Genomic DNA, 21,904 nt, shown 5'->3' on the forward strand with positions numbered 1-21,904 from the left:
GGGTGGTGCTGTTTTGTACATGCGTTCAATGGCCGTCGCTTCCGGGCGAATGCGGCCTGTCAGGGTGGCGAGCGGACCGTGAGTATGCACGCCTGTCGGGCCTCTGCCTCTGAGTGCCAGGTGAAGTACCGCCAGCGCTCCATAGGATGAAGTCGCCGTGAGGGCGCAGCCTGTTTCATCAAGCTGTCGTGCCGCGAATCGCTTGTCATCGAAAGCTCGACTCCGAGCGCCGACAACTACTGTTCAAGATTCGGCCATCGACAAGAACGTCTGCAAGCGGGGCAATCAAGGATCCCCGATTCGGTCAGCACGACGTCAACGCGAATCTGTGTGCTTGACGAAGGCAGTCGCCGAGAGAAATCCGATCCTATTTCGTCTTAGGGAGATGGCTCCGCGCCTGCGCGGTCCAACTTCTCACGCAGAGGCCATGACTCCGTGACACCGGGCTGCACCGGCCGCTCCAGCTGGGTCGACAGCGCGACATAGCTGCGGGTCGCGGACACGCCCGGCGTGGCGTAGAGGTGGGCGAGCAACCCCTCCAGCGCTTGCGTGCTCCCGGCGCGTACCTTGAGCAACAAGCAGGTGTCGCCAGTGACCGAGTGTATTTCTTCGACCTCGGGGAAGCGCTCGATCGCGAGCAGCGCTTGCGACTTGCACCAGCCCGTCGTGTCGACATGAATGAAAGCAAGCAGAGGCTTGCCCATGGCGGTCGGATCGATCAACGCCGAAGTGCGCCGGATTGCTCCCGAGCGCCTGAGCCGCTTCGCGCGCTCATGCACGGCTGGTGCCGAGAGACCGACGCGTTGGCCAAGTTCGGCGTAACTGACGGTCGCATCCTCGACCAGAACGCTTAATATTTTTCGGTCGAAGTCGTCGATCTCGTATCCCGTCGTAGCGTTCTGCCGAACGCCATCTGTATTTCGTGACATCAGATGAATTCCTATTGAAGCCGAAGGTGATTTCGATATCGTGCGCTTATGACGAATTCAGTTCAATCAGGGGAAACGGCCTCGCCGGCGCGTGGATCGATCCCGGCGATCGCGTGGCTGCTCACCGGATCAGTCGCAGTGATCGGATCGAATTCGCTGTTGCTCGCGCCGATCGCTCCCGAGGTCGCGCGGTCATTCGCAGCTTCGACCCAGACGGTAATGACCGCTGCAGCCGCCTTCGGCGTGGGCACGGCGCTCGGCGCCTTGCTGCTCGCCCGATTCATCGACCGCTTTGGCGCACGTCGCATGTTGCGGGCCGCGCTTTTCATCCTCGCGGTGGCGCTGGCCTCGAGCTCCGCCGCACCGACCGTGGCTGCGCTCATCGCCGCGCAGTTGCTCGCGGGGCTTGCTTCGGGAATTGCAATTCCGTCTATCTACGCGCTCGCCGCCGCCGTTGCGCCGCACGGCCGCACCGGCGAGACCCTGGGTGTCGTGCTGACCGGCTGGACGCTCAGCATGGTGGCTGGTGTCTCGCTGTCGGCCGCGTTGGCGGATCTGGTTCATTGGCGGGTCGTCTACGCCGCTGTTGCGCTGCTCGCCCTCGTCGCGGCCGCGGCCATTTCCTTCAGCGGCTACCGAGACCCCTCCGGGCAGCGCGCCACGCATTCGCCCATCGTCGCGTTGAAGATTCCCGGCGTCGTGCCGCTCCTCATTGCCAGCGGTTCGTTCTCGATCGCGTTCTACGGCACTTACGGCTATCTCGGAGACCACCTGCACAGCGGCCTTCACCGGCCGGTCAGCGCCAATGGCGTGGCCGCCCTCGCCTATGGTGTTGGATTCGGCGCCGCGGCGTTGCTCGACTCGGTGATCGACAGGATAGGCGCACACCGCGCCCTGAGTACTGCGTTTGCGTCGGCCGCCCTGGTCTATCTGGCCTTCGCTGCCGCCAGTGGAACCTTCGCGGCGCTGCTAACGGTCGTATTCGCCTGGGGCCTGATTAACCATTTCGGACTGAATGCGCTGGTGTTGCGTCTGGCTGCAATCGATCCAGTCCAGCGGAGCAACATCATGGGGCTCAACAGCGCCGTGACCTATCTCGCCGTGTTCGCCGGAACGATGGCATTCGGCCCTATCTACACCGCCTTCGGCTTTGCAGCGCTGCCGACGGCGGCGGCGGCGTTGATGCTGGTGGCGGCGCTGGCGACGCGCTCACGGGCGGAGAATGGATTGGGGGCAAGAGCATGACCGAGCGAATGATCCGCACGAATGGGGCCGAACTCGCAGCCGAAGCATTCGGTGATCCGGCGCATCCGCCGCTGCTTATGATCATGGGCGGGATGGCTTCGATGCTGTGGTGGCCCGACGAGTTCTGCAAGAGATTGGCGGGCCACAACCGGTATGTCATTCGCTATGACCAGCGTGACACGGGCCATTCGACGAAATATCCGCTTGGCAAGCCTGCCTACGCTCTCGACGATTTCGTCAAAGATGCGATCGGCGTGCTCGATGAGTTCGGCATTGCAGGCGCTCACCTCATCGGTATGTCTCTCGGCGGCATGATCGGTCAGCTTGCTGCCGTCGGATACCCGTCACGCGTCCTGTCGTTGACGGCAATCAGCAGCACGCCCGTTGGGGCGGACAGTTCCCTGCTTCCCGCGAGCGGCAAAGCCTGGGTGGAGCATCAGGCGACAACTAGCGAGAAAGTGGATTGGTCAGACCGTACCCAGGTGATCGCTTTCATGGTGGACGACGCGCGCATGACCGCGAGCACCGCGCACCCGTTCGACGAAGCGCAAGTTAGAGCGTTTATCGAACGGGACTATGACCGCGCAGGCGGCTACCTGAGCGCGACGAATCACGGCGCACTGATGAGTGAAGTGTCGAAGCGCCGGTTGCAAGAAATGCGCGTGCCGTTGCTGGTCATTCACGGGACCGCGGATCCTGTGTTTCCGTTCGAACACGGGATCGCTCTGTCGAAGGCAGTCCCCGGCACGAAAGTCGTCCGCATCGACGGCGGCGGTCACGAACTGCACCGGGCTGACTGGGACACGATCATCGGCGCCGTCGTTGCACACACGAGCATCAATCAAAGGAGCGTGTCACATGGCCGCCCCAAGTACCCGTGAGCACCCAAGGATCGCATCTGAAGACGAGTGGCTGATCGCTCGAAAAGAACTGCTGCAGCGAGAGAAGGAATTCGCTCGTCTGCGCGACCAGATCAGTGCGCAGCGAGGTGCGCTGCCCTGGGTCAACGCGCGCCGATCTCTTCGATGGGTGCAGCCAACTGATCGTCAAGCACTTCGTGTTTGGTCCCGGCGAGGAGCGCGGATGTGTCGGCTGCTCGTTCGGCATCTGGAGCACGAACGCGCCGCTCATCGCCCCTTCCGTGTCCCCTATGGAGTTGGAGATCGCACCGCTTCCTTCGCGAGGTCGATGAAGGCGCGCGTCTTTGCGGGAGCAGCGATGCTGCCCGGATACGCCGCGTAGAGAAACATGCGCCCCGTCGTCCAGCCAGGAAAGAGACGAACGAGGCGCCCCGCCTCCACCTCACCGCGCAGATCTGCCGTACCCGGAAAGGCAGAGATGCCTGCGCCCTGGATCACCAGTTGAAGCACCGCGTCAGTACTCGCCACTGATATCGACCCGCGCAGCTTCACGCGCACCTTGCGTCCGCCGCGCGCGAAATCGATCGACCACGGAGCGGGCAGCAGCGACAGCGCGACCCACTCGTGATGCGCAAGCTCCGCAGGCTTGCGCGGAGTGCCATGCCGAGCAAGGTAGCTGGCGGCCGCGACGATCCAAACCCCGACCTCCTCCAGCACGACCGCGCGAAGTCCGGAATCAGCCATCGGTCCGATGCGGATCGCGAGATCAAAGTGCTCGGCGATAAGGTCGAGCTTGCGGTCCGTTGGCACATAGTCGACGCGCATCGCGGGATAGCGTTCTCGATACGTCGCGATCCAGCCGGCGACCATGCCGGCTGATCCCTGCGGGCTGGTAAGCCGCAGCGTCCCCGATGGCTGCGCGCGGCCGGTGCGTGCCCGCTCCATCGCAGCCTCGACGCCGGCCAGCAGCGCACGGCAGTCGGAGAGAAATGCCTCCCCTGCTTCGGTGATCGCGAGCTTGCGTGTGGATCGCTGCAACAACTGGGCACCCAACTCCCGCTCGAGCACCGCGACCGCCTGGCTGACTGCGGACTTGGTCATGTTCAGGCGTTCGGCAGCGGCAGTGAAGGATCCCGCCTCGGCGACTGCAGCGAAGGCCGCCAGGCGGCCAAGGGAGATGGCAGGAGCCTTCATGCGATCGTTCTCCAGAACTGGACAATGAATTCTCTCGCAGGCGCTTTCTGGAAACAATCGCGACGCGCACCATGGCACCCATCGCAACCTCACCAATGAATGGAACTGCCATGTACGTGCTCCTCGGCTCCAACGGCAACGTCACTTCCAAAGTCGCAGCACTGCTGCTCGCACAAGGGACCGCAGTCCGCGTTGTCGGTCGCAACGCGAGGTCGCTCGCCGCCCTCAAGGCTGCGGATGCGGACATCGCGGCTGGCGACATCGGCGATGCAGGCTTCCTGGCCCACGCATTCGCCGGCGCCACGGCCGTCTACACGATGATCCCGACCGACTACGCAGCGCACGACATGGCGGCCCAGCAAGATCGACTGAGCAATGCCATCGTGCGCGCAGTCGCTGTGGCCGGCGTGGAACGCGTCGTGAATCTGAGCAGCGTCGGAGCGCGTTTGAACTCGGGGACCGGACCGATCGCCGGCCTGCATCGGCAGGAGCGGCGCCTGGACGAACTCGCCGGTGTGGACGTGCTGCACTTGCGACCCGGCCACTTCTTCGAGAACCACCTGATCGCGATAGAGATGATCCGGACGATCGGCGCGTATGCGGACATGATTGCGCCCGATTCACCGCTACCGATGGTGGCGACCGCCGACATCGCGCAAGTCGTAGCGCGCGAGTTGAGCACGCCCTCAGGCAAGGGCAAGCGCGTGCTCCATCTGCGCGCACCAAGCCTTTACACAATGAGAGAAGTGACAGCGCTGCTCGGCGCGGCCATCGACAAGCCAAACCTCGCATACGTCCAATCCGATCCGCAACAAGGCAAGACAGCGCTGATGCAGCAGGGCTTCTCCGCGAGCGTCGCCGCGCAGCTAGAGGAGATGAGCGCGGCCTTCTCCACAGGGCGCCTCGATGGTGAGTACGATAACGGTCCTACAGAGATCACCCCGACGACGCTCGCGCATTTCGCGGCCACGGTCTTCAGAGCCGCCTTTGAGAAGACCTGAGGTGGTCGTGCGCAGGCAATCGGTCACTGAGAGGAGTTCAGACATGAACCCAGCAACCCGACGACGACTTCGCTTGTCTGGCGGCACGGAGTTGGCCTTCATCACGGCAGGAGATGCATCCAAGCCCGCCGTACTGCTCCTGCACGGACTTCCAAATTCCTCGCAAATGTTTCGTGAGGTCGTGCCCGAGCTGTCCCAAGATGCCTATGTGATCGCGGCCGATCTACCTGGCTTTGGCGAGTCCGACGTCCTGCCGGCGCCCTCGTTCTCCGCCTGCGGTCAGGCCATCTCGGAGCTGCTGGACCGGCTCGCGATCGGACCGCGCTACATCTACCTTCATGACTACGGGGCGCCGGTGGGTTTCCACCTCGCGATGCAGGCGCCGGAGAAAGTTCTCGGCCTCATCGTTCAAAACGCCAACGCTCATCGAACGGGTTTCGGGCCGCAATGGGATAGCGTGCTGGCCTACTATTCGCAGCCCAATCCGGAGAACGAGGCGGCCGCGACTGCGCACCTGACATTCGAGGGTACACGCGATCAGTACCTCTCCGGTGTCCCATCGGAAGTGGCTGCGCGGATCCCGGCCGAGCGCTGGGAAGAGGATTGGCGGGTGATGAACTTGCCCGGCCGGATGAACACACAGCGAGCGCTCCTCAGGGACTACGGGCATTACATCGAGCGGTTCGATGCCATCGCCGACTATCTCGCGCGCCGGCAACCGCCTGCATTGATGATTTGGGGAAGGCATGACGCATTCTTCGACCTCGCCGAAACGCTGTCGTGGATGCGCGCTTTGCCGAGGATGGAGGCCCACGTCTTGGACGCCGGCCACTTGCTGCTCGAGACGCACTCGGCGGCAGCCGTGCCGCTCATGCTCGACTTCATCAGGCGTACCACGCCATGAAAAACTTCCGCGCCACACACACCGCCGGCCCATTGGCTCTTGCATCGACCTTCATTGCTCCTGCTCACGGCCACCAGGATGCGCGAACGATTGCCCCTTCGAAAACACTGCGGGTGATCTATCGGCCGAGGAGAGGAGTTCTGGCATGAACCCAGCGAGCCGGCAAAGACTTCACCTGCCTGCGGTACGGAATTGTCTTTCACCCGCAGGTGAGGTGTCCAAGCCAGCCGTGCTGCTGCTGCACGGATTTCTGATGTCGTCGACATCACCGGTCCGGATCAGCAGGCACTTTGGAGCGAGTGCGACCGACTTTTTCATCGTCAGATTGCGGTCATGACCCAGGATGCGCTGATCGTGAATAGTCGGTGGAATCTCTGACGTCGAGCCCCTTGCGGTGGGACGACATGCTGCAGCGGAGGGCGGCCAGGAATTCTGCAGCGGATCTTTCAATGTGGCGCAGGACGTCGGTCTCAATAGCTTCAGGTCTGCGAATGGGTGAGCTGCCAGGCTCGCTCACCATCACCTGTCGCGATGCCGAAGCAGTCTGTGTCGAGGCAAGTTTCGGGTTCGATGTGCTCGTCCATGTCATGGCGCGTCGGCGGGTAGCGTGCCCACCATCGTCAACGCGCCCTGTCGGACTCGCACGACCACCCCTTCACCGGACGCCGGAGCGATGCCCGCCAGCGCGCTGACGTTGAACTGGTGCGTGGTCACCGCGAGCACGCCTGGCCCGCGCCAGCGCAAGAGCCGCGCCAGTGCGCGCTCAGTCTGCTCGCGCTCGGTGGAGCGATCGAGGAAGAAGGCGTTGAACGCACTGTCGGCCTGTGCCCGGACCGCCGGGAAGGCCAAGGCCGCGGTCTCCCGCGCGCGGCACCATTCGGAAGTGACGACGGCCGACACGACGATGCCGCGCTCGCGGAATCGCTCGCCGATGCGCCGTGCTTGACGACGACCGGTGTCATCGAGGTTGCGCTGGGTTTTGCAATCGTCCAGGCGCATTCCCGGCGGGTCTCCGATTCCCGGCGCCTGGGCATGCCGGAACAGAACGATGTCGCCATCGCGCAGCGCACCCCACACTGGATCGGCCTGGGCAGGGGCCATCGCGCAGCGCAGCATGACCGCGATGGTCAGCAACACGCGCGCCGCCAGGAAACCTCGCGCGCCGATCAACGCGGCCTCCCACGATCGCGTGCGCAGCGAAAGCCGATGTATACGGCCGCGGTGCCTCCAGGCTTGCGTTGCACGTGGTCGGCGCGCATCTGTGCCGCACCGTACCACCACGACCCGCCCCGCATCGCGCGTTCGGTATCGGGACCGCCCTCGTTGGCCTCGCCGATCCACTCCCAGGCATTGCCGCCCATGTCGTGCAGCCCGTTCACACCCGCAGGCGTGGATGAGACGCGCGCATGGCCGTGACCGCGCGCCAGCGCGGCACCGTTGCGGACGGCGCGGCGCTGTGCCTCGGCGCCGCAATCGTCGAGGCACTGCGCTCCAGCCGGGCTGTCACCGGCGGGATAGGCGTAGCGGCGCCCGCTGACGAACGGGGTCGGCGGGTTCGCCCGTGTTTCGGTGTAGGCTGCCAGCACCCATTCGCCGTCGGTGGGCAGCCGGCCTCCTGCCCAGCGGCAGAACGACTGCGCCTCGTCGTAGCTCAGGTGCACCGCCGGTTCGTCGGCGGCGGCAGCCGAGCTGCCGCCAAAGGGATTGCGCCAGGTCCAGCCCCGCTTGTGGACCCAGCCGGTCTCGTAGACCGTTCCGCCACCGGCGCGTTCAGCCTCGGTGACGCGGCCGGTGGCGTCGGCGAAACGTCGAAACTGGCCGATCGTCGTCTCGGTGCGTGCGATCTCGAACGAGTCGACCGGCATCCAGTCGATGTCTTCGCCGGCAGCCATGGCGCGTCCAGCGGCCAGCGCCACCAATGCGGCGAGGCCAGCAATGGCGGCGCGCTGCGCGCTCATGCGAAATGAAAGGGGAGCGAGCGCTGGCGCTCGCCCGTCAGCCGCGCCACCGCATTGGCCAGTGCGGGCGCCAGTGGCGGCAGTGCCGGCTCACCCATGCCCGTGGGCGGGTCCTGGCTGGGCACGATGTGCACGTCCATGCGCGGCGCGTCGGGCATGCGCGGCACCGTGTACTGATGGAAGTTTCCTTGCTCGACGACGCCGTCCTTCAGCGTGATCGCGTGGCCGGGCATCGTCGTGGCGAGCGCCATCATGACGCTGCCCTGGACCTGCGCCTCGACCGTGCGCGGATTGACGCAGAAGTTGCAGTGCACGCCGGCCGTCACGCGCACGAGCACCAGCCGTCTTTCGGCGCCCTTCCCTTCCATGCGCGCCTCGACCACGTAGGCCACCACGGAGTCGAAGCTCTCGTGCACGGCGACGCCCCAGGCGTGCCCTGCCGGCAGGGTGCGGCGCCCATAGCCGCTCTTGTCCACGGCCAGCTGCAGCGCCGCCCGGTGACGCGACGCCTTCGGATGCCCGTCCATCAGCTTCAACCGATACGCCACCGGGTCCTGCTTCGTCGCCACCGCGACCTCGTCGATCAGCGTCTCCATCGCGTAGGCGGTGTGGGTCGAACCCACCGAACGCCACCAGAGCACCGGCACGTTGAGCTGCGGGTGGTGCACCGAGAGTTGCATCGGCACCCGGTAAGGCTCTCGCATGCCTTCGGTACTGAGCGCGTCGACACCATCCTTCACGACATAGGCCTCGAAGGGCGTGCCGCTGCCGATGCTCTGGCTGACGATGCGGTGGTCCCAGGCCAGGATGCGGCCATCGTCGTCGAAACCGATCTCGGCACGGTGCAGCGTGAACGGCCGGTACCACCCGGCACGCATGTCGTCTTCGCGGCTCCACACTACCTTCACCGGCGCCGCCTGTCCCTTCTTTGCCAGCGCCACCGCGACGGCTGTGGCCTCGCGCACATACTCGGCCGTCGGCGCACCACGCCGCCCGAAGCCGCCGCCGCCCATCTGCACGACGATGTCCACCTTCTCCGCCGGCAGCCCGGTGAGCCGCGCCGCAGCGGCGGCGTCGATGCCCGGCATCTGAGAGGCGGTGTGGATCGTGCAGCGGTCCGCGCGCAGGTCGACCGTGCAGGCCAGGGGCTCCATCTGCGCGTGATTCAAGTATGGAAACACAAGCTCGGCGACGAGCTTGCGCGGCGCCTTGGCGAGCGGCGTCAGGTCGGCGCGCAAGTGCGGCTGCGGCGCCGGCTTGCCCGGGCTGGCTGCGAGCGTGCGGAACTGCTCGAGCAGCCGGCCGCTGTCGACCTTGTCAACGGTCGCGGTGTCCCATTCGACCTGCAGGGCGTTGCGTCCCTGCTGTGCCGCCCAGTAGCCGCTGGCGATAACCGCGACGCCCTCGCCGCGGTCCAGCGGCACGCGCAGCACAGCCTTCACGCCGGGCACCTGCCTCGCGGCGGTGTCGTCGACCTTGAGCGGCTTGCCGCCGAACACCGGCGGGCGCAGCACCACGGCGGTCAGCATGCCGGGGAGCTGCACGTCCATGCCATAAGCCTGGCGGCCGCTGCTTTTTGCCGCAGCCGCTTTCAGCCCGGTGGGCTTTCCAAGCAGCGTGAAACGGGCCGGGTCCTTCAACGTCACCTCCGGCGGCACCGGATGCTGCATCGCAGCCGCGAACAGTTCGCCGTAACCGGCACGGCGCCCGCCACCGCTGACCACGCCATTGGCGGCGGTCAGCGAAGACACCGGAACTTTCCATGCCTGTGCAGCTGCGGCGAGCAGCATCGCGCGCGTCCGTGCGCCCAGCTCGCGATACTGGCTAAAGCTGTTCTTCACGGCGTTGGAGCCGCCGGTGAGGTGCATGCCGGCCACGGGGTCGACGAATGCCGGCGACTGATTGCCGAAGCCGGTGCGCACGCGGCTCCAGTCGCCGTCGAGCTCCTCGCAGCAAATCATCGCGAGGGATGTTTCGACACCCTGGCCCATGTCCAGCCGGTTGCACAGGATCGTGGTCGTCCCGTCGGCCGCGATGGACAGGAACGCGGCGGGCATCTGGTGCGGCTTCAGCCCATCGCCCTGACCATTCCCGTTCGCCCGAACGGACGGGAGCAATGCGACCCCGAGCACACCCCCCACGCTGAGGGTGGCAAAGGCGCGCCGCGTGACCGCGACGTGGTGGTTGTGCGTCTCGCTGGACAGCTGCGTCAGGCGGTTGAGGATCACAGCGCTTCCTTTCAGGCCAGCGCCTTGGCGGCGTCGTGGATCGCAGCGCGGATGCGCGGGTAGGTGCCGCAGCGGCAGATGTTGCCAGCCATGGCCTCGTCGATCTGCGCGTCGGTCGGCTTCTTGACCCGCTGCAGCAGGGCCGTGGCACCCATCACCTGGCCGCTCTGGCAATAGCCGCACTGCGCCACGTCGTGGCGCACCCAGGCCGCCTGCACGGCCGCGCCGACTTTGTCGCGCGCCGCGGCTTCGATCGTCGTCACCCGCTTGCCGGCCACGGCGGCGAGCGGCGTAACGCAGCTGCGCACCGCCTGCCGGTCCAGGTGCACGGTGCAGGCGCCGCACTGTGCGAGGCCGCAGCCGAACTTGGTGCCGGTGAGCGAGAGTTCGTCGCGCAGCACCCACAGCAGTGGCGTGGAAGGATCCGCGGCAGCCGCAATGCTGCGGCCATTGAGTTCGAAGGTTGTCATGGTGGGGAAGGGTCGAGAGAAATTCGGTGCGTGCGGCGGTCGACTCAGCGCGACGACAGATCAGGCGACTCGCCCCTGAGCGCCGGGTCCCAGTGTTCGTCGGCCTTGCCGTCCCGGATGCGCCAGGTGTCGTACCACGTGGTCGTGTATGTGCGATTCGGGTCGCCGCGATCGCGCACGACGCGCCTGTACATCACGGTCACGAGATCGCCTTCGGCCAGCACGGCGACGATCGGCGTCTTGATGCGGGCGGGAATCGGGCGCGGCCGCACCTTGAGGACGCTGACGAAGTAGTGCACGACCGCTGCGCGCCCGGACGCTGCGTTGGGGTTGTGCTGGACATAGCGCTCGGTCAGGTACTCGTCCGCACGCTGCCATTGGCCGGCCTCGAGCAGGTCGCGAATGATCCGGTAGGCCACCTGCTTGTTGGCATGCAGCTTCGGATCGGAGCTCGCGAACAGGCTCTCTGCGTCTGCAGCGCCCGTGACTGCCTCCTGTGCGTGGGCGGCCGGTACCAGATTCAAGGCGGTGAGAAAGGCGGCTGCCGCCGCAACGCGGGCGCGCATCAAGAGGTTTGGAGATTCAAATGACGGCATCGCTCGCTTCGTGGCAAGGGGGTCTACGGGAGTCGAGGTCTATAGTAGAGACCTGCCCGTACCTTGAGAAGGAGTTACCCGCTCGTGTCCAGGACACTCGAAAGTAACCACTGCGAAGTGCCCGCCGTGCTGCCCTGCCCGCCCGGCGTGGACCCCTGTCCGGTGCGCGACGTGATGGATCACGTCGGCACCAAGTGGACGGCGTTGCTGCTTCTCACGCTCTATGCGGGTACGCAACGCTTCAATCAGCTGCACCGTGCGGTGCCCGACATCTCCAAGCGCATGCTCACGCAGACACTGCGCGACCTGGAACGGGATGGCTTGGTGCGCCGCACTGTCCTTCCCACCAAGCCGCCGAGCGTCGAATACGATCTGACGGTGCTAGGGCAGTCGATCATGGAGCCGCTCAGAGGCCTTGTCGACTGGGCCGCGCGGCACCACGCGGAGATCGTCATGGCACGGCGGGTGTTCGACACCGCACTGCGCTGACGGTCGACTGACTGCTGGTCAGAGCGGCCCCTTTGAAAGACGCGGGGAGAGCGGCTGATCGCTCATGCGGGTCGACTGCTCGACACCAGCGCGCCCGTCGTCCTGGTCGGCGATTTCAACGTGCTTCCGACAACGCCGACATTTTTGCAGCTGGTGCCTTTTGCAGTTCGAGGCGGCACTGCAACCTGAAGGGTGAAGCCTCTTCTTGAGCACATCGATGAGGCGGAATGCCCGCAACGCAGCGAAGGCCGTCTTTGCCGGCAGAATCTTGATCTTCATCAATCGCGCCCGAGAGCAATGCAAAGCTTCCCAATGAACGGCGATCGGCTTTCGCACGGCCTGTGGGAGGCCTCCGCGCCGCTGCCGCCGAAGACGCAAGCGCTGGCGGAGCGGATAGCGGTCGAAGTCGCGATCATCGGCGCAGGGTATACCGGATCATCGGCAGCACTTCACCTCGCGAGGGCGGCGCAAGCGCCGCGGTGCTGGAGACGTCCGACATCGGCTTTGGCGCCTCCGGCAGGAACGCGGTCGTCATTTCTTGCCTCGCCAGATGGTGTCTAGTGCTTGGTGGCGACCGACGATTCCGCACGTTCTTCGGATGCGCTTTTCGCGGAAGGCCCGCGCGCGCTGCATGGCCGCATCGCGCTGGTCTTCGTAGTAGGCGCCGGTCGAGATCGGGCGGTGCGTGGCGTGCGCCTCCGCCGCCACGTCGGTGGGCTGCAACTGATGCGTCCACAGGCCGTCGGCTTCGCCGGCGCCCGCGGGGCCAGGCCTCGGGCCGAGGTAGGGACGGATGGCGGCGGTCTGCCCGACGACGATGTCGCCGTCGATCAGGAACGGTGGCGCGAAGGACGGGCGGATGATCTCCGGATCATCGAGCCGGTCGCTCAGCGCGGATTCGCCGCCGCCCTTCTTCTCGGGCAGCCGCGCCACATCGAGTCCGCGCGACCCTGCAACCGGCTGGTTCAGATCCCCTCGGCGAGCTCGGCGGCTCTGCGTTTGGCCTCCGCTCTTGCGCCGGCATCGACTTCCGGCCCCATCAGCGTCTTTTCGACGACGACGGAGCGCACTTCGCGCACGCCGATGAAGCGCAGCCAAGTCTCGATGTAGGGCAGCTGAAAGTCGAGCGCGTGCGCGGAGCCGTCTTTCCCCAGCGGGTAGTCCAGCCCCCTTGCGCACACCACCGTCGCCATGCGGGTCTGGAGCATGCCCGAGAGGCCAGACGCGTCGAAGCGGAACAGCACGTCCTTGTGCGACACCACGTCGATCAGGTGCTTCAGCTTGTAGGGAACACCGAAGTTCCAGAGCGGCATCGCCAGCACGATGTGGTCCGCGGCGTGGAAGGGCGAGGCGATGCGCCGCACTTCGTCCCACGCCGTTTGCTGGGCGGCGGTGAGCGGCACGCCGTTGATGCCGGCGTACTTGGCGTCGAGCATGTCTTGCGATAGCTCGGGCAGCTCCATCGTCCAGGGGTTCAGGGTGGTTACGCGGCACTCCGGATGGAGGCGCGTCAGCTCGTCGATGAACGCCCCGGCAACTTCGATGCTGGCGGAGCGCGTCGTTCTCGGCGAGGTCTCGATGTACAGCAGTTCTTTCATGGCGTGCGGTGAGTAGTTCAGGTCAGCCGAGGCTAGGCACCCGGAACAAAGCACACAAGCAACATAATTTGCATCTATTCAGAATCAACCGCACTGAACGGCCATGCTTGACTCCCAGCTGCTGCGCGCCTTCGTCTCGGTCGCCGACCACGCCAGCGTGACGCGCGCGGCCGATGCCATGCACCTGACACAATCGGCCGTCAGTGCGCAGATCAAACGGCTGGAGGAGCAGCTAGGCTGCCGCGTCTTCGAGCGCACCACCCGATCGCTGCAACTCACGGCACAAGGCAGCGTGCTGCTGAGCTATGCGAGGAGCATCCTCAACCTGCAGCAGCAGGCGGTCTCCAGGCTCGCCGCGCCCCGCCATGCTCCGGCGACGCTGCGCCTCGGATGCTCCGAAGGGTTTCCCAGCGAATGGCTGTTCGCCGCGCTCGCGAGCTTTCGCCAGCGCCGGCCGGACGTACACGTGGAGGTCATGTGCGGCATCAGCACGCTGCTGACCAGGCAGGTGCGGCAGCGGTCGCTGGACCTGATGGTTGGAACGGTCTGCGACGCGGGGGACGACACGGAAACACTCTGGATGGAGCCGCTGGTCTGGGCTTTTTCCGAGCGAGCATTGCTCGATCCCGACGCGCCGGCTCCGCTCGCATTTCTTTCGGAACCCTGTCCATTTCGCGAGGCCGCACTCGCATCGTTGGCCGGTCACGACTCGAACTGGCGGATCGTGCTGACGGCGCAGAGTTCTGGCGCACTGGCCGCAGCGGCCGCCGCGGGACTGGCCATCACCGTGCTGACGCCTTCGGGCATGCCGCCGGGCCTGCGATCCATTCCGCCCGGGACCTTCTTGCCGGCTCTGCCGCCAGCCCGCTTCGTGATCCAGCGCGGCAACAGCAATGCGGCGCCGGAGCCTCTGTCGGAATTGGTCGACGAGGTTCGAGAGGCGTGCTTTCGATGGCGCGGCATGCACGCCGGCGCGGTCGAACGTCGACAGGAGCCGTAAGCCGTTCGGCCCGCATTCGATCCTCGGGCATTGTTCGCACTTGTAGAGAAACGGACAGGCACCTCGGCCGGCCGCTTCTGGCCGCATTCAATCTCTCGCTCCGGGCGCACCATTTGTTGCCTGCGGACCCGTCATCTGGTCTTGAACGCGGTCATAGGCAGACTCTCCACCATTCATCGGAAGATCCTCAGAAGCTTCGTGCCAAGGCGCCTCGTCATCTATGAAGAAGTGAGCGCTTGGTGAAATGGCTATGGATTCTTGAATCACGCCCGCTGATACGCCGACAAGCTCTGGCATCCTGCTGTCATAGGAGTGAACGTGAGTGCCGCAGTAACGGCAAAAGTGCCGTTCTACGTTCGCGGTCACCTGAAACCTGCCCGTGTGCTCCTCGCCCTGAACTTGCAAGCTAGCCCGCGGAAAGCTCACCCATGTCGTATAGGCAGCGCCGCCCAGCCGTCGGCATTGACTGCAATGGCAGTTGATAACGCTCGTTGGTATTGCGGTCAGGGTGAGCCGGACGGCCCCGCAATAGCAGCCCGAGCAAGTAGCGGTTTTGCATTGGAGGTCCATTGGAGATCGTCACCCGGCGTCGCGCAGCTTAAGCCGATCCCACCGCTGCCTGTGGGAAGCAGCCTTCTCGCGATACGCCGGCCCTGGTGATGGCCCCCTTGACAGAGAGCGACCCTATCAATGTCTTTGAAGACCGGCGCGCCCAAGGACCACCGCGGCAGACAGCGCGATTGCTAGGATGCTCAACGCCATCGCACCTCGCCACCTCGTTCTGTCTGCGCGCATCGCCAAAGGCTGAAACATTGGCAGCTTGTCATAGTGTTCCGCAGTCAGCCCTCGGTAGCTCATGATTCGAGGCACGAAATAGGCGCGCCAGGCATCCTCGTAAGAATTGACGGCGTTCACATGACGAGCGTAGCGTGGCGCGTCGATGCCAGCGAGCCGATCCGCAGTCATGGCTAGCGCCAAGCCCGGCGATAGCCAGGACCACCGCTCGAGCAGTACGAAGCGGCGTGCCCTCGTTTCGTCGAAAGCAGCCATCAACGGTCGGACCTTGAGGTCCTGAGCCAGATACCTGGGCAGGAAGCTGACGGGCCAGGTGTGGCTGTCGCGCAGGGCCGGTCTGTCAGCCGGATGGGCCGCATACCAAGCGGCCAGGTGGTCCTCCATGTGCACCTCGGCCTCCTGCTGCGCGGCGCGCAGTTCGGCAACTGCCATCAGTCGCGACGGCATCGGTGCCTGGCTGTCCGCCATGCCCGCCAGGGCGGCCGGGACGACGAACGTGGCAAGCAGCCAGGCACCGAGCATTCCGAGCGCCGCAGCGCCCGACGACACCGGCAACAAGCAGAATAGCCCCGCCAAAGCGGTCCAGCAGGAAGCAAAGGCGGCCAGCGTTGCCAGCCAGACCCCCATGGCGTGCCACGTCGAGCCGGGGTCCAGCGCAAACCCGATCAGCGATGCACCAGCGGCCACGGCCCATGCCATCGCCGCGCGAATGCAGAGCGCGATCGCGAAGACTTTCCAGGGTTGCGCGCATTGCGCGATCACGAGCCGCCATCGGCCCTGCTCACGGTCTTCCTGCACCAGTCCGTAGCACAGTCCCAGGACGGCGAGCGGCAGCAGCAGCGCGACCAGCGTCGCGAAATCGGGCGGCCCCAAGTCTTCGAGCAACGGGTTCGAGATCCGATCGCTCTTGCGAGCGTCGGTATGGCGGCTCTCGACCGTGACGCGCATCGTCGGGCTCAGCAGATCGAATGTTCCGGTTCCGAGGGCGAGGCCGCCGAGCGCGGACAGATGTGCGGGGGGCGCGCCGAGCCGAGCGAACTGGAACGCGGCCATCATGGCCTTTGTATCGTCACGCGGCGTCGCGGCTTCCATCGCGGCCGCACCCTCGCGTGCCCTAGCGCGAACCTGTTCCCAGACGGCCATCTCCTGCGCATTCAGTTCACGCAGCTCTCTGGCTGAAAGCCCCGACCAGACCGCACTCATGCACAGCAGCGCCCCTAAGGTGGCGAGCACCCAGAGATGGGTACGCTGGCGTATGAAGCGACGCCATTCCGCGCGCAGGATGAGATTCGTCATGGCTGCAACCTCCGCGCCGCAAGCGCCAACAGCCCGCAGGCCGCCACGGCCCAGGCCAGCAGGACGCCGAGATCGGGCAGCGCTGCACGCAGCGCGAAAACCACACTCGGTGGCCGGTAGTCGAAGGCATCGGCCGACCGCCACAGAGCGTCTCCCGCGTATTTCTCGTCGAACGAGGTCAGCCCGCGGGTGTTGTCGACGTCCCACTGGTCGATCTTGACGTTCACGCGGCGGCGGTACTGCTCGGCCGCTTCCTCGAAGTGGCGCTGATGCGCGAGGTCGGTGCCTGACAGCTTCATGGAGACCGCACGCATGGCCACCGTCGGGCTGAATGCCGATGCGATGCGCGCCACGCTCTCCTGCGTTGCGTAGCGCTCCCACAGGCGGTCGAAGTGGATGGCATGCACGCGATCGGCGTACGCGTCGCGATCCATCCGGCGCAGGGCATAGGCGCCGAAAGGAAGATCCTCCAGGCGCCGCACCCCGTGCCGGCGCAGAAGCTCAGCATCGAAACGCTGGGTCCGCGCGGCCAGTGCACCATCGCCCGGCAAGCCTTCGGCGTAGTCACGCTGGATGTCGCCCCAGAAGCGTTCGGCCGTCGGCAGCGGCGCCGCGCGCTGCGCGTTCGCGGCTCCCAGGCGCGGCACGACGAACACGAAGGCAATCCACAGGCCCAACAGGACGAACAGCGCGCGCCGGCTGCTCGCAAGCGAGGCTGACACCGCCAGTCCGAGCGCGGCAAAGACGCCGCAGTACATCAGGAAGGCGCCCGCCAGCACCGCTGCGCGCCAAAGTGCATCGGCATCGGGCCACGCGCCTGCCGTTACAAGGGCGAGGCCCGCCCAAACAGCAGCCAACAGCGCCAGCGAAACCACTGCGAGCAGCGCCACGAGCTTGCCTGCCAGCAACATGCGGCCCGGCAAGCCGACGCTGTGCAGCATGCGCAGGGTTCCACTCTCGCGTTCCAGGCTGATGGCGTTGAAGGCCAAGGCGAAGATCAATAGCGGCAGCAGCGCCTGCAGAACGAAGGCCGGCGTCAAGGCACCGAAACGCACCGACGGCGGCTCGTCGGCTGCGGGACGAAAGCGCGTCATGTTGCGCCGGTGCGGCTCGAGCCAGAGCGCCTGACCCAGGTAGGGACCGAGGCCGGGGTCGACCACCGCAAGCGGGGAGTCGGGCCGGAACGCGTAAAGACCGAAGTGCGCGCCGCGATGCGGGTGCTTGTCGCCCTGCGAATCCCATTGCTGCCGCACCAGCGCGCTGACCTCTGCCTTTTCTTGCGCGACCCGGCGATGCTGCTGGGCCGAGACGAACAGCAGACCGGCCAGCAGCAGGGACAGCGAGATGGCGAGGACAACGAAACGTCCGTCGCGCAGGATTGCGCGCAGTTCCTTCTGCAGCACGGCGCGCGCCCTCATGCGTCGGACCTCGGCGGCGCAGCGCGTGTGTAGACCAGGTAGGAGCGTTCCAGATCGTCGTGGCTGACCGTGTGCGTATCGAACTCGGCGACAAGGCGGCCCTCCTTCATGATTCCGATGCGATCGGCGACCTGCTTGGCATTGAACAGGTCGTGCGTGGCCATCAGCACCGCCATGCCCGCGTCAGCCGCCGCGCGCACGCGCTGTGCGAAGTCGTTGGCCGCGCCAGGATCCAGGCCCGAGGTGGGCTCGTCGAGCAGCATCGCCTTCGCGTGTTTGGCATGCGCGATGGCGAGGCCGACTTTCTGGCGCATTCCCTTCGAGTAAGTCGCGACGCGCGCTGTGTGCGACGGCCCCTGCAAGCCGGCCTGGTCCAGCAAAGCACTGGCCGCGGCATCGGCCAGCCGCACACCGCCAAGCGCGCAGAAGTATTGAAGGTTCTCGATGCCGCTCAGGTAGGGGTACAGGGCGACGTTCTCCGGCAGGTAGGCCAGACGAAGTCTTGCCGCAGCCGCATCGCGAATCGGATCGAGTCCGTCGACCTGGACGCTCCCTGCCGTCGGCACCACGAAGCCCAGGAGAGCGTTCAGGGTGGTTGTCTTGCCTGCGCCATTGCCGCCCAGCAGCGCGTAGACGCTCCCCGCCGGCACGCTCAGGTCGAGTCCATCGATTGCGCGGCGGCCGCCCAATCTGACGACCAGACCCCGCGCCGAGAGCACTTCGTGAACCATGCGGACCCTCAGAAGAAGTAGCGCATGGACGCGCCGACCTGTGTGCGCGGCTGCGGCGACACCAGCAAGCCGGCCGAGGTGCCGTATGCGATGTCGCTCGCAAACCGTCGCGGCTGAAAGATCGCGAACACCGAGAACTGGAACTGCTGCCAGTCGTAGCTCGCCTTGAGGTCGTAGCGCGTGTAGGTCGGCATCAGGCGCAGCTGGATCTGCGGCGTGCCTTCGTAGTACGGATTGCCCGAGGTCAGATAGGCGTCGGCGTTAATGGTGAGGCGGCCCTCGCCGAGGCGCTGCCGGTATTCGGCGCCCAGCTTGACCTGGTGCCGCGGCACCGACAGCCGCTCGCCGGTGTTGGGCAACGGGTTGTTGACGCGCGCCTCGAGCACGCGGCCATAGCTGCCGTAGACTGACCACGCACTATCGATCCTCAGCCTCGACTCGAGTTCGAAGCCCTTGCGCGTGGTCTCGCCCACCGACTTGAACGAGCCGTCGGGCTGCGCGACGATCTCGTCCTGGTTGAGGGTGTGATAGACCACGCCCGAAGCGCTCCAGGATGGCGTGAGCGCCGCCGTGAAGCCGAGGTCGTGGGATTTGACCTTCGAGGGCGCAACATCGAACACGGTGCCGCCACGCGCGCCCAGCGGGCCGGTCGCCCCGCTGCTGCTGATCTGCTCCGCGGCCGGCGATCGGAAGCCTTCGGCCACGTTGGCAAAGATGTCGAGCGCAGGCGTCACGCTCCACACCGCCCCAATCTTCGGGGTCGTCACGGCATCGGTGTAAGCGGTCGAGGCGGCGGGCAGTTTGCGATTGACGATGTCGTAGTCGAACCAGTCGCGCCGCACACCGCCGAGCAGCTTGAAGTTCGGCGTCAGCTTGTACTGGCCTTGGGCGAACAGGCCGTAGGTCAACAAGTCCAGCTTCTGGTTGTTGATGTAGTTGGCGGTGGGCACGCCATTGCGCCAGATGCGACGCAGTGCATCGCCCTTGTCGCGCCGCAGCTCGCCGCCCACGAAAAGCGATGCCGCGTCGCCGAAGACGAAGTTCTGCGCCAGCCGTCCGCCATAGAAATGCCGGGCGTCCGCGCCGACCGTTTGCAGCACGTTGCTCGTCGAGGTGCCGCGCACGCGTTCGAAATTCTCGCCGTACGCCGTGGCGTACCAGCCCGCCTCGCCGTGGGCCGGTGCGCGATTGAAGACAAGCGCCGTTCGTTCGCCGCTGCCGAATCCCGGCAGGTTGAATTGGGTCGACCTTGGGTCCACAGCGCCGCGCCGAAGATCGGACAGCAGCAGGTAGCCGGGCGCGCTCGATTCCGAGCGGTAGTGGTTCAGGCGCAGGCTGTACAGGCCGTCACCCTGCCGGGTCGAAAGCTTCCAGAACAGATTGTCCCGCTCGATGCGGCCGTCGCGCCGGTAGCTGTCCGTGCGATATGCATCGGCGATGAAGAGCGATTGCACTTCGTTGAATCGGTTGGACAGCACCAGCGAACCGCGACGCCCGCCGTAGCTTTCGAGCGAGACCCCGACGCTGGAGGATGCGGGCGCCGTCTGCGTCATGATGCTCACGGCGCCGGCGCGATTCTGGTCGCCGTACAACGCTGAGATGGGCCCCTTGATCACGTCGATGCGCCCGATCATGTCGGGCGTCAACCATTCCAGGTAGGCAGGTCCATGGCCGGCGCCGGCCTGGCTCGACGGCATGTTCTGAGGCACGCCGTCCACGTACACCGCGGTGTCCGCGCCGTGCGTCCCTTGCGTGGCGAAGCCGCGCATGCGAAAGCCGTTGCCCGTGTCGCCTTGATCGATATTGTTGGCGACCACGCCCGGCACGCGGCGGAACACATTCGAGATGTCGCGACCGATATTGAGCGTGCCGAGCTCTTCCGGCGTGATGACTGTGACGCCCGCGGGCAGGCCGGTGCTGTCGTTGGTGATCTGCGTGCGCTTGCCCGGAAGGTCGACACGATCGCCCTCGGCGGTCACGCGCACTTCGTTCAGCGTGGCCGCAGGAGTTTGAGCCTGAGCGGAAGTGGTCAGGAACGCGGCAATGGCAAACGCGAGGGGCATGGGCGCGTGGCACCCCAAAGATGATCGGTTCATGGAAAGAGAAATGGGTGCGTCAAGCGGCAGCCACGCTGGCTTGGCGCCAACGTCTGCATCGATTCGAGTGAAAGTTCGCCGCGTGCGCGGCGGCGTCAGACGCTCTGGGGCGGACCCCTGGGCGGAGCGCCCCGGTGCGCAGGAACTGCGGTGACGTGCGTCGGCGCCAGGCAATGGCGCCGAAGGCGTGTGGGAGGCGGGCTGGCTGGAAGCTCCGGCCTGGAAGCCAGCATCACCTGGTGAGGATGTGCCAGGCACCCGCTGCAATGGCAATGGGCCTCGCCGCCTTCATCACCGCCCTCTTCGTTTCCGCCGATAGCGAGTTCGAGAGGCGGGGAAGCGTGCTGTCCGGTCTCCGTTTCGAAACCGTGCGATGTGCCCGCGCCCGCGTTGATGAACGCGAAGGCAAGAACCAACCAGAGGAGAAAACGAGGGGTGGGCATGGCGGGGAGCGTGGATCATAGCGACGAAACGATCAATTGCAAATGCAATCGCATTTGCAATATGATCAAAACATGGAACGTCAAACACGCCAACGCGACGCCGTGCTGACTGCGCTGTCCGACAGCCACAGATCGCTCACGCCGCAGGAAATTTGCGATCTTGCGCAGCGCTCGGTCCCTCGCCTCAATCTCTCGACGGTCTACCGACAGTTGAAGGATCTGCTCGCGCATGGCGAGGTGCTGCGCGTCGATCTGCCAGGCCAACCCACACGCTACGAGGCGCTGTGCGAGTCCGACTACGGGCAAGCCGACCACCATCATCATCACTTCCACTGCAACGACTGCGACCGGGTGTTTCCGATCCACGGCTGCCCGGGGCACATGGAGGATCTGGCGCCCCAAGGCTTCCAAGTCCAGCGCCACGATCTGACGCTGCACGGGCGATGCGCGGATTGCACAGGCGCCAGTCGGAGCGCCAGGCGATGAATGCGCTCCTTCGAACCCGCAGGGAGTGGCGGCACTGCGTCACGTCGAATGCGGCATCGCCTCGACCCATCCGTTCTTGCGCAAGCGGGAGAACGCGTCGTGACAGCTGACGGCATCCGTACCAGCCTTCTCATGGCGGGGGTGTGGCGCAGGGTGCTTGGAGCGGC

At 65.7% G+C, this 21,904-nt stretch carries 23 protein-coding genes and 1 pseudogene; 8 read left to right on the forward strand and 16 right to left on the reverse strand.

From position 1 onward, the window contains the following. Nucleotides 1-377 precede the first annotated feature (377 nt). Nucleotides 378-929 carry an Lrp/AsnC family transcriptional regulator gene (locus tag EJI01_RS21780; RefSeq protein ID WP_126839219.1) on the reverse strand — a complete coding sequence of 184 codons (552 nt, stop codon included), beginning with the start codon at nucleotides 927-929 and terminating at the stop codon, nucleotides 378-380. A gap of 48 nt (nucleotides 930-977) precedes the next feature. Between EJI01_RS21780 and EJI01_RS21785 the strand changes: the two genes are divergently transcribed. From EJI01_RS21785 to EJI01_RS21795, 3 genes and pseudogenes are all read left to right on the forward strand, one after another. Beyond that, the gene (locus EJI01_RS21785; protein WP_126839220.1) at nucleotides 978-2,174 is read left to right on the forward strand and encodes an MFS transporter; all 1,197 of its coding nucleotides are present in this window, start codon (nucleotides 978-980) and stop codon (nucleotides 2,172-2,174) included. Then, nucleotides 2,171-3,055 carry an alpha/beta fold hydrolase gene (locus tag EJI01_RS21790; RefSeq protein ID WP_126839221.1) on the forward strand — a complete coding sequence of 295 codons (885 nt, stop codon included), beginning with the start codon at nucleotides 2,171-2,173 and terminating at the stop codon, nucleotides 3,053-3,055. The genes EJI01_RS21785 and EJI01_RS21790 overlap by 4 nt, the downstream gene beginning before the upstream one ends. After that, nucleotides 3,033-3,366 (forward strand): annotated as a pseudogene (locus EJI01_RS21795) (DUF899 family protein). The gene EJI01_RS21790 and the pseudogene EJI01_RS21795 overlap by 23 nt, the downstream one beginning before the upstream one ends. On the opposite strand, the gene EJI01_RS21800 reads toward EJI01_RS21795, so the two are convergent. Continuing rightward, nucleotides 3,323-4,228 carry a LysR family transcriptional regulator gene (locus tag EJI01_RS21800; protein WP_126839222.1) on the reverse strand — a complete coding sequence of 302 codons (906 nt, stop codon included), beginning with the start codon at nucleotides 4,226-4,228 and terminating at the stop codon, nucleotides 3,323-3,325. The pseudogene EJI01_RS21795 and the gene EJI01_RS21800 overlap by 44 nt on opposite strands. A 110-nt stretch (nucleotides 4,229-4,338) precedes the next feature. Here EJI01_RS21800 and EJI01_RS21805 point away from each other — a divergent pair, with 110 nt between their 5' ends. After that, a complete protein-coding gene (locus EJI01_RS21805; protein WP_185879006.1) occupies nucleotides 4,339-5,229 on the forward strand; it encodes an NAD(P)H-binding protein in 891 nt (296 codons plus the stop codon). Nucleotides 5,230-5,272: 43 nt separating this feature from the next. Continuing rightward, complete coding sequence (locus EJI01_RS21810; RefSeq protein WP_126839224.1) at nucleotides 5,273-6,133, forward strand: alpha/beta fold hydrolase; 861 nt, start codon at nucleotides 5,273-5,275, stop codon at nucleotides 6,131-6,133. 585 nt (nucleotides 6,134-6,718) lie between these two features. Here EJI01_RS21810 and EJI01_RS21820 read toward each other — a convergent pair. Genes EJI01_RS21820 through EJI01_RS21840 form a run of 5 tightly spaced genes read right to left on the reverse strand, consistent with a single transcriptional unit; the run spans nucleotide 6,719 to nucleotide 11,355 of the window. Then, nucleotides 6,719-7,303, reverse strand: a complete 585-nt coding sequence (locus EJI01_RS21820; protein ID WP_260602576.1) for a histidine phosphatase family protein — start codon at nucleotides 7,301-7,303, stop codon at nucleotides 6,719-6,721. Beyond that, a complete protein-coding gene (locus EJI01_RS21825) occupies nucleotides 7,300-8,091 on the reverse strand; it encodes a formylglycine-generating enzyme family protein (protein ID WP_126839225.1) in 792 nt (263 codons plus the stop codon). Before EJI01_RS21825 ends, EJI01_RS21820 begins: the two co-directional genes overlap by 4 nt. After that, nucleotides 8,088-10,319, reverse strand: a complete 2,232-nt coding sequence (locus tag EJI01_RS21830; protein ID WP_409513973.1) for a molybdopterin cofactor-binding domain-containing protein — start codon at nucleotides 10,317-10,319, stop codon at nucleotides 8,088-8,090. Before EJI01_RS21830 ends, EJI01_RS21825 begins: the two co-directional genes overlap by 4 nt. 11 nt (nucleotides 10,320-10,330) lie before the next feature. After that, nucleotides 10,331-10,789: a (2Fe-2S)-binding protein gene (locus tag EJI01_RS21835; protein ID WP_126839226.1), complete on the reverse strand. Its 459-nt coding sequence runs from the start codon at nucleotides 10,787-10,789 to the stop codon at nucleotides 10,331-10,333. A gap of 44 nt (nucleotides 10,790-10,833) precedes the next feature. Beyond that, entirely contained in the window at nucleotides 10,834-11,355 is a 522-nt protein-coding gene (locus EJI01_RS21840) for a nuclear transport factor 2 family protein (RefSeq protein ID WP_126839227.1), read from the reverse strand. A 114-nt stretch (nucleotides 11,356-11,469) separates the two neighbouring features. Here EJI01_RS21840 and EJI01_RS21845 point away from each other — a divergent pair, with 114 nt between their 5' ends. Beyond that, entirely contained in the window at nucleotides 11,470-11,874 is a 405-nt protein-coding gene (locus EJI01_RS21845; RefSeq protein WP_260602577.1) for a winged helix-turn-helix transcriptional regulator, read from the forward strand. An 18-nt stretch (nucleotides 11,875-11,892) separates the two neighbouring features. On the opposite strand, the gene EJI01_RS28855 is transcribed toward EJI01_RS21845, so the two are convergent. From EJI01_RS28855 to EJI01_RS21860, 4 genes are all read right to left on the reverse strand, one after another. Further along, on the reverse strand, nucleotides 11,893-12,153 hold the full coding sequence (locus EJI01_RS28855) for a hypothetical protein (protein WP_185879007.1): 261 nt from the start codon (nucleotides 12,151-12,153) through the stop codon (nucleotides 11,893-11,895). A 133-nt stretch (nucleotides 12,154-12,286) separates the two neighbouring features. Beyond that, on the reverse strand, nucleotides 12,287-12,409 hold the full coding sequence (locus tag EJI01_RS29395; protein ID WP_260602579.1) for a hypothetical protein: 123 nt from the start codon (nucleotides 12,407-12,409) through the stop codon (nucleotides 12,287-12,289). After that, the gene (locus EJI01_RS21855) at nucleotides 12,406-12,807 is read right to left on the reverse strand and encodes a hypothetical protein (RefSeq protein ID WP_260602580.1); all 402 of its coding nucleotides are present in this window, start codon (nucleotides 12,805-12,807) and stop codon (nucleotides 12,406-12,408) included. The genes EJI01_RS29395 and EJI01_RS21855 overlap by 4 nt, the downstream gene beginning before the upstream one ends. Nucleotides 12,808-12,839: 32 nt before the next feature. Continuing rightward, on the reverse strand, nucleotides 12,840-13,472 hold the full coding sequence (locus tag EJI01_RS21860; protein ID WP_126839228.1) for an FMN-dependent NADH-azoreductase: 633 nt from the start codon (nucleotides 13,470-13,472) through the stop codon (nucleotides 12,840-12,842). A gap of 103 nt (nucleotides 13,473-13,575) precedes the next feature. Between EJI01_RS21860 and EJI01_RS21865 the strand changes: the two genes are divergently transcribed. Continuing rightward, entirely contained in the window at nucleotides 13,576-14,472 is an 897-nt protein-coding gene (locus EJI01_RS21865) for a LysR family transcriptional regulator (protein WP_126839229.1), read from the forward strand. A gap of 87 nt (nucleotides 14,473-14,559) precedes the next feature. Here the strand turns inward: EJI01_RS21865 and EJI01_RS29705 are convergent, their stop codons facing one another. The 5 genes from EJI01_RS29705 to EJI01_RS21890 all read right to left on the reverse strand — a co-directional run bounded on the left by EJI01_RS29705 (nucleotide 14,560) and on the right by EJI01_RS21890 (nucleotide 20,775). Then, nucleotides 14,560-15,042 (reverse strand): GFA family protein, encoded by a 483-nt coding sequence (locus EJI01_RS29705; protein ID WP_126839230.1) that lies wholly within the window; start codon nucleotides 15,040-15,042, stop codon nucleotides 14,560-14,562. Between the two features lie 117 nt (nucleotides 15,043-15,159). Continuing rightward, nucleotides 15,160-16,563, reverse strand: coding sequence for a DUF3526 domain-containing protein (locus EJI01_RS21875; protein ID WP_126839231.1), 1,404 nt, complete (start codon nucleotides 16,561-16,563; stop codon nucleotides 15,160-15,162). Then, a complete protein-coding gene (locus EJI01_RS21880; protein ID WP_185879008.1) occupies nucleotides 16,560-17,966 on the reverse strand; it encodes a DUF3526 domain-containing protein in 1,407 nt (468 codons plus the stop codon). The genes EJI01_RS21875 and EJI01_RS21880 overlap by 4 nt, the downstream gene beginning before the upstream one ends. Before the next feature lie 11 nt (nucleotides 17,967-17,977). Then, entirely contained in the window at nucleotides 17,978-18,712 is a 735-nt protein-coding gene (locus EJI01_RS21885; RefSeq protein ID WP_126839233.1) for an ABC transporter ATP-binding protein, read from the reverse strand. Nucleotides 18,713-18,720: 8 nt separating this feature from the next. Then, the gene (locus EJI01_RS21890) at nucleotides 18,721-20,775 is read right to left on the reverse strand and encodes a TonB-dependent receptor (protein WP_185879009.1); all 2,055 of its coding nucleotides are present in this window, start codon (nucleotides 20,773-20,775) and stop codon (nucleotides 18,721-18,723) included. A gap of 518 nt (nucleotides 20,776-21,293) precedes the next feature. Here EJI01_RS21890 and EJI01_RS21895 point away from each other — a divergent pair. Beyond that, nucleotides 21,294-21,737, forward strand: a complete 444-nt coding sequence (locus EJI01_RS21895; RefSeq protein WP_409513974.1) for a Fur family transcriptional regulator — start codon at nucleotides 21,294-21,296, stop codon at nucleotides 21,735-21,737. The last annotated feature ends 167 nt before the right edge of the window (nucleotides 21,738-21,904 follow it).

Source organism: Variovorax sp. MHTC-1 (assembly GCF_003984645.1).
Lineage (GTDB): Bacteria > Pseudomonadota > Gammaproteobacteria > Burkholderiales > Burkholderiaceae_C > Variovorax.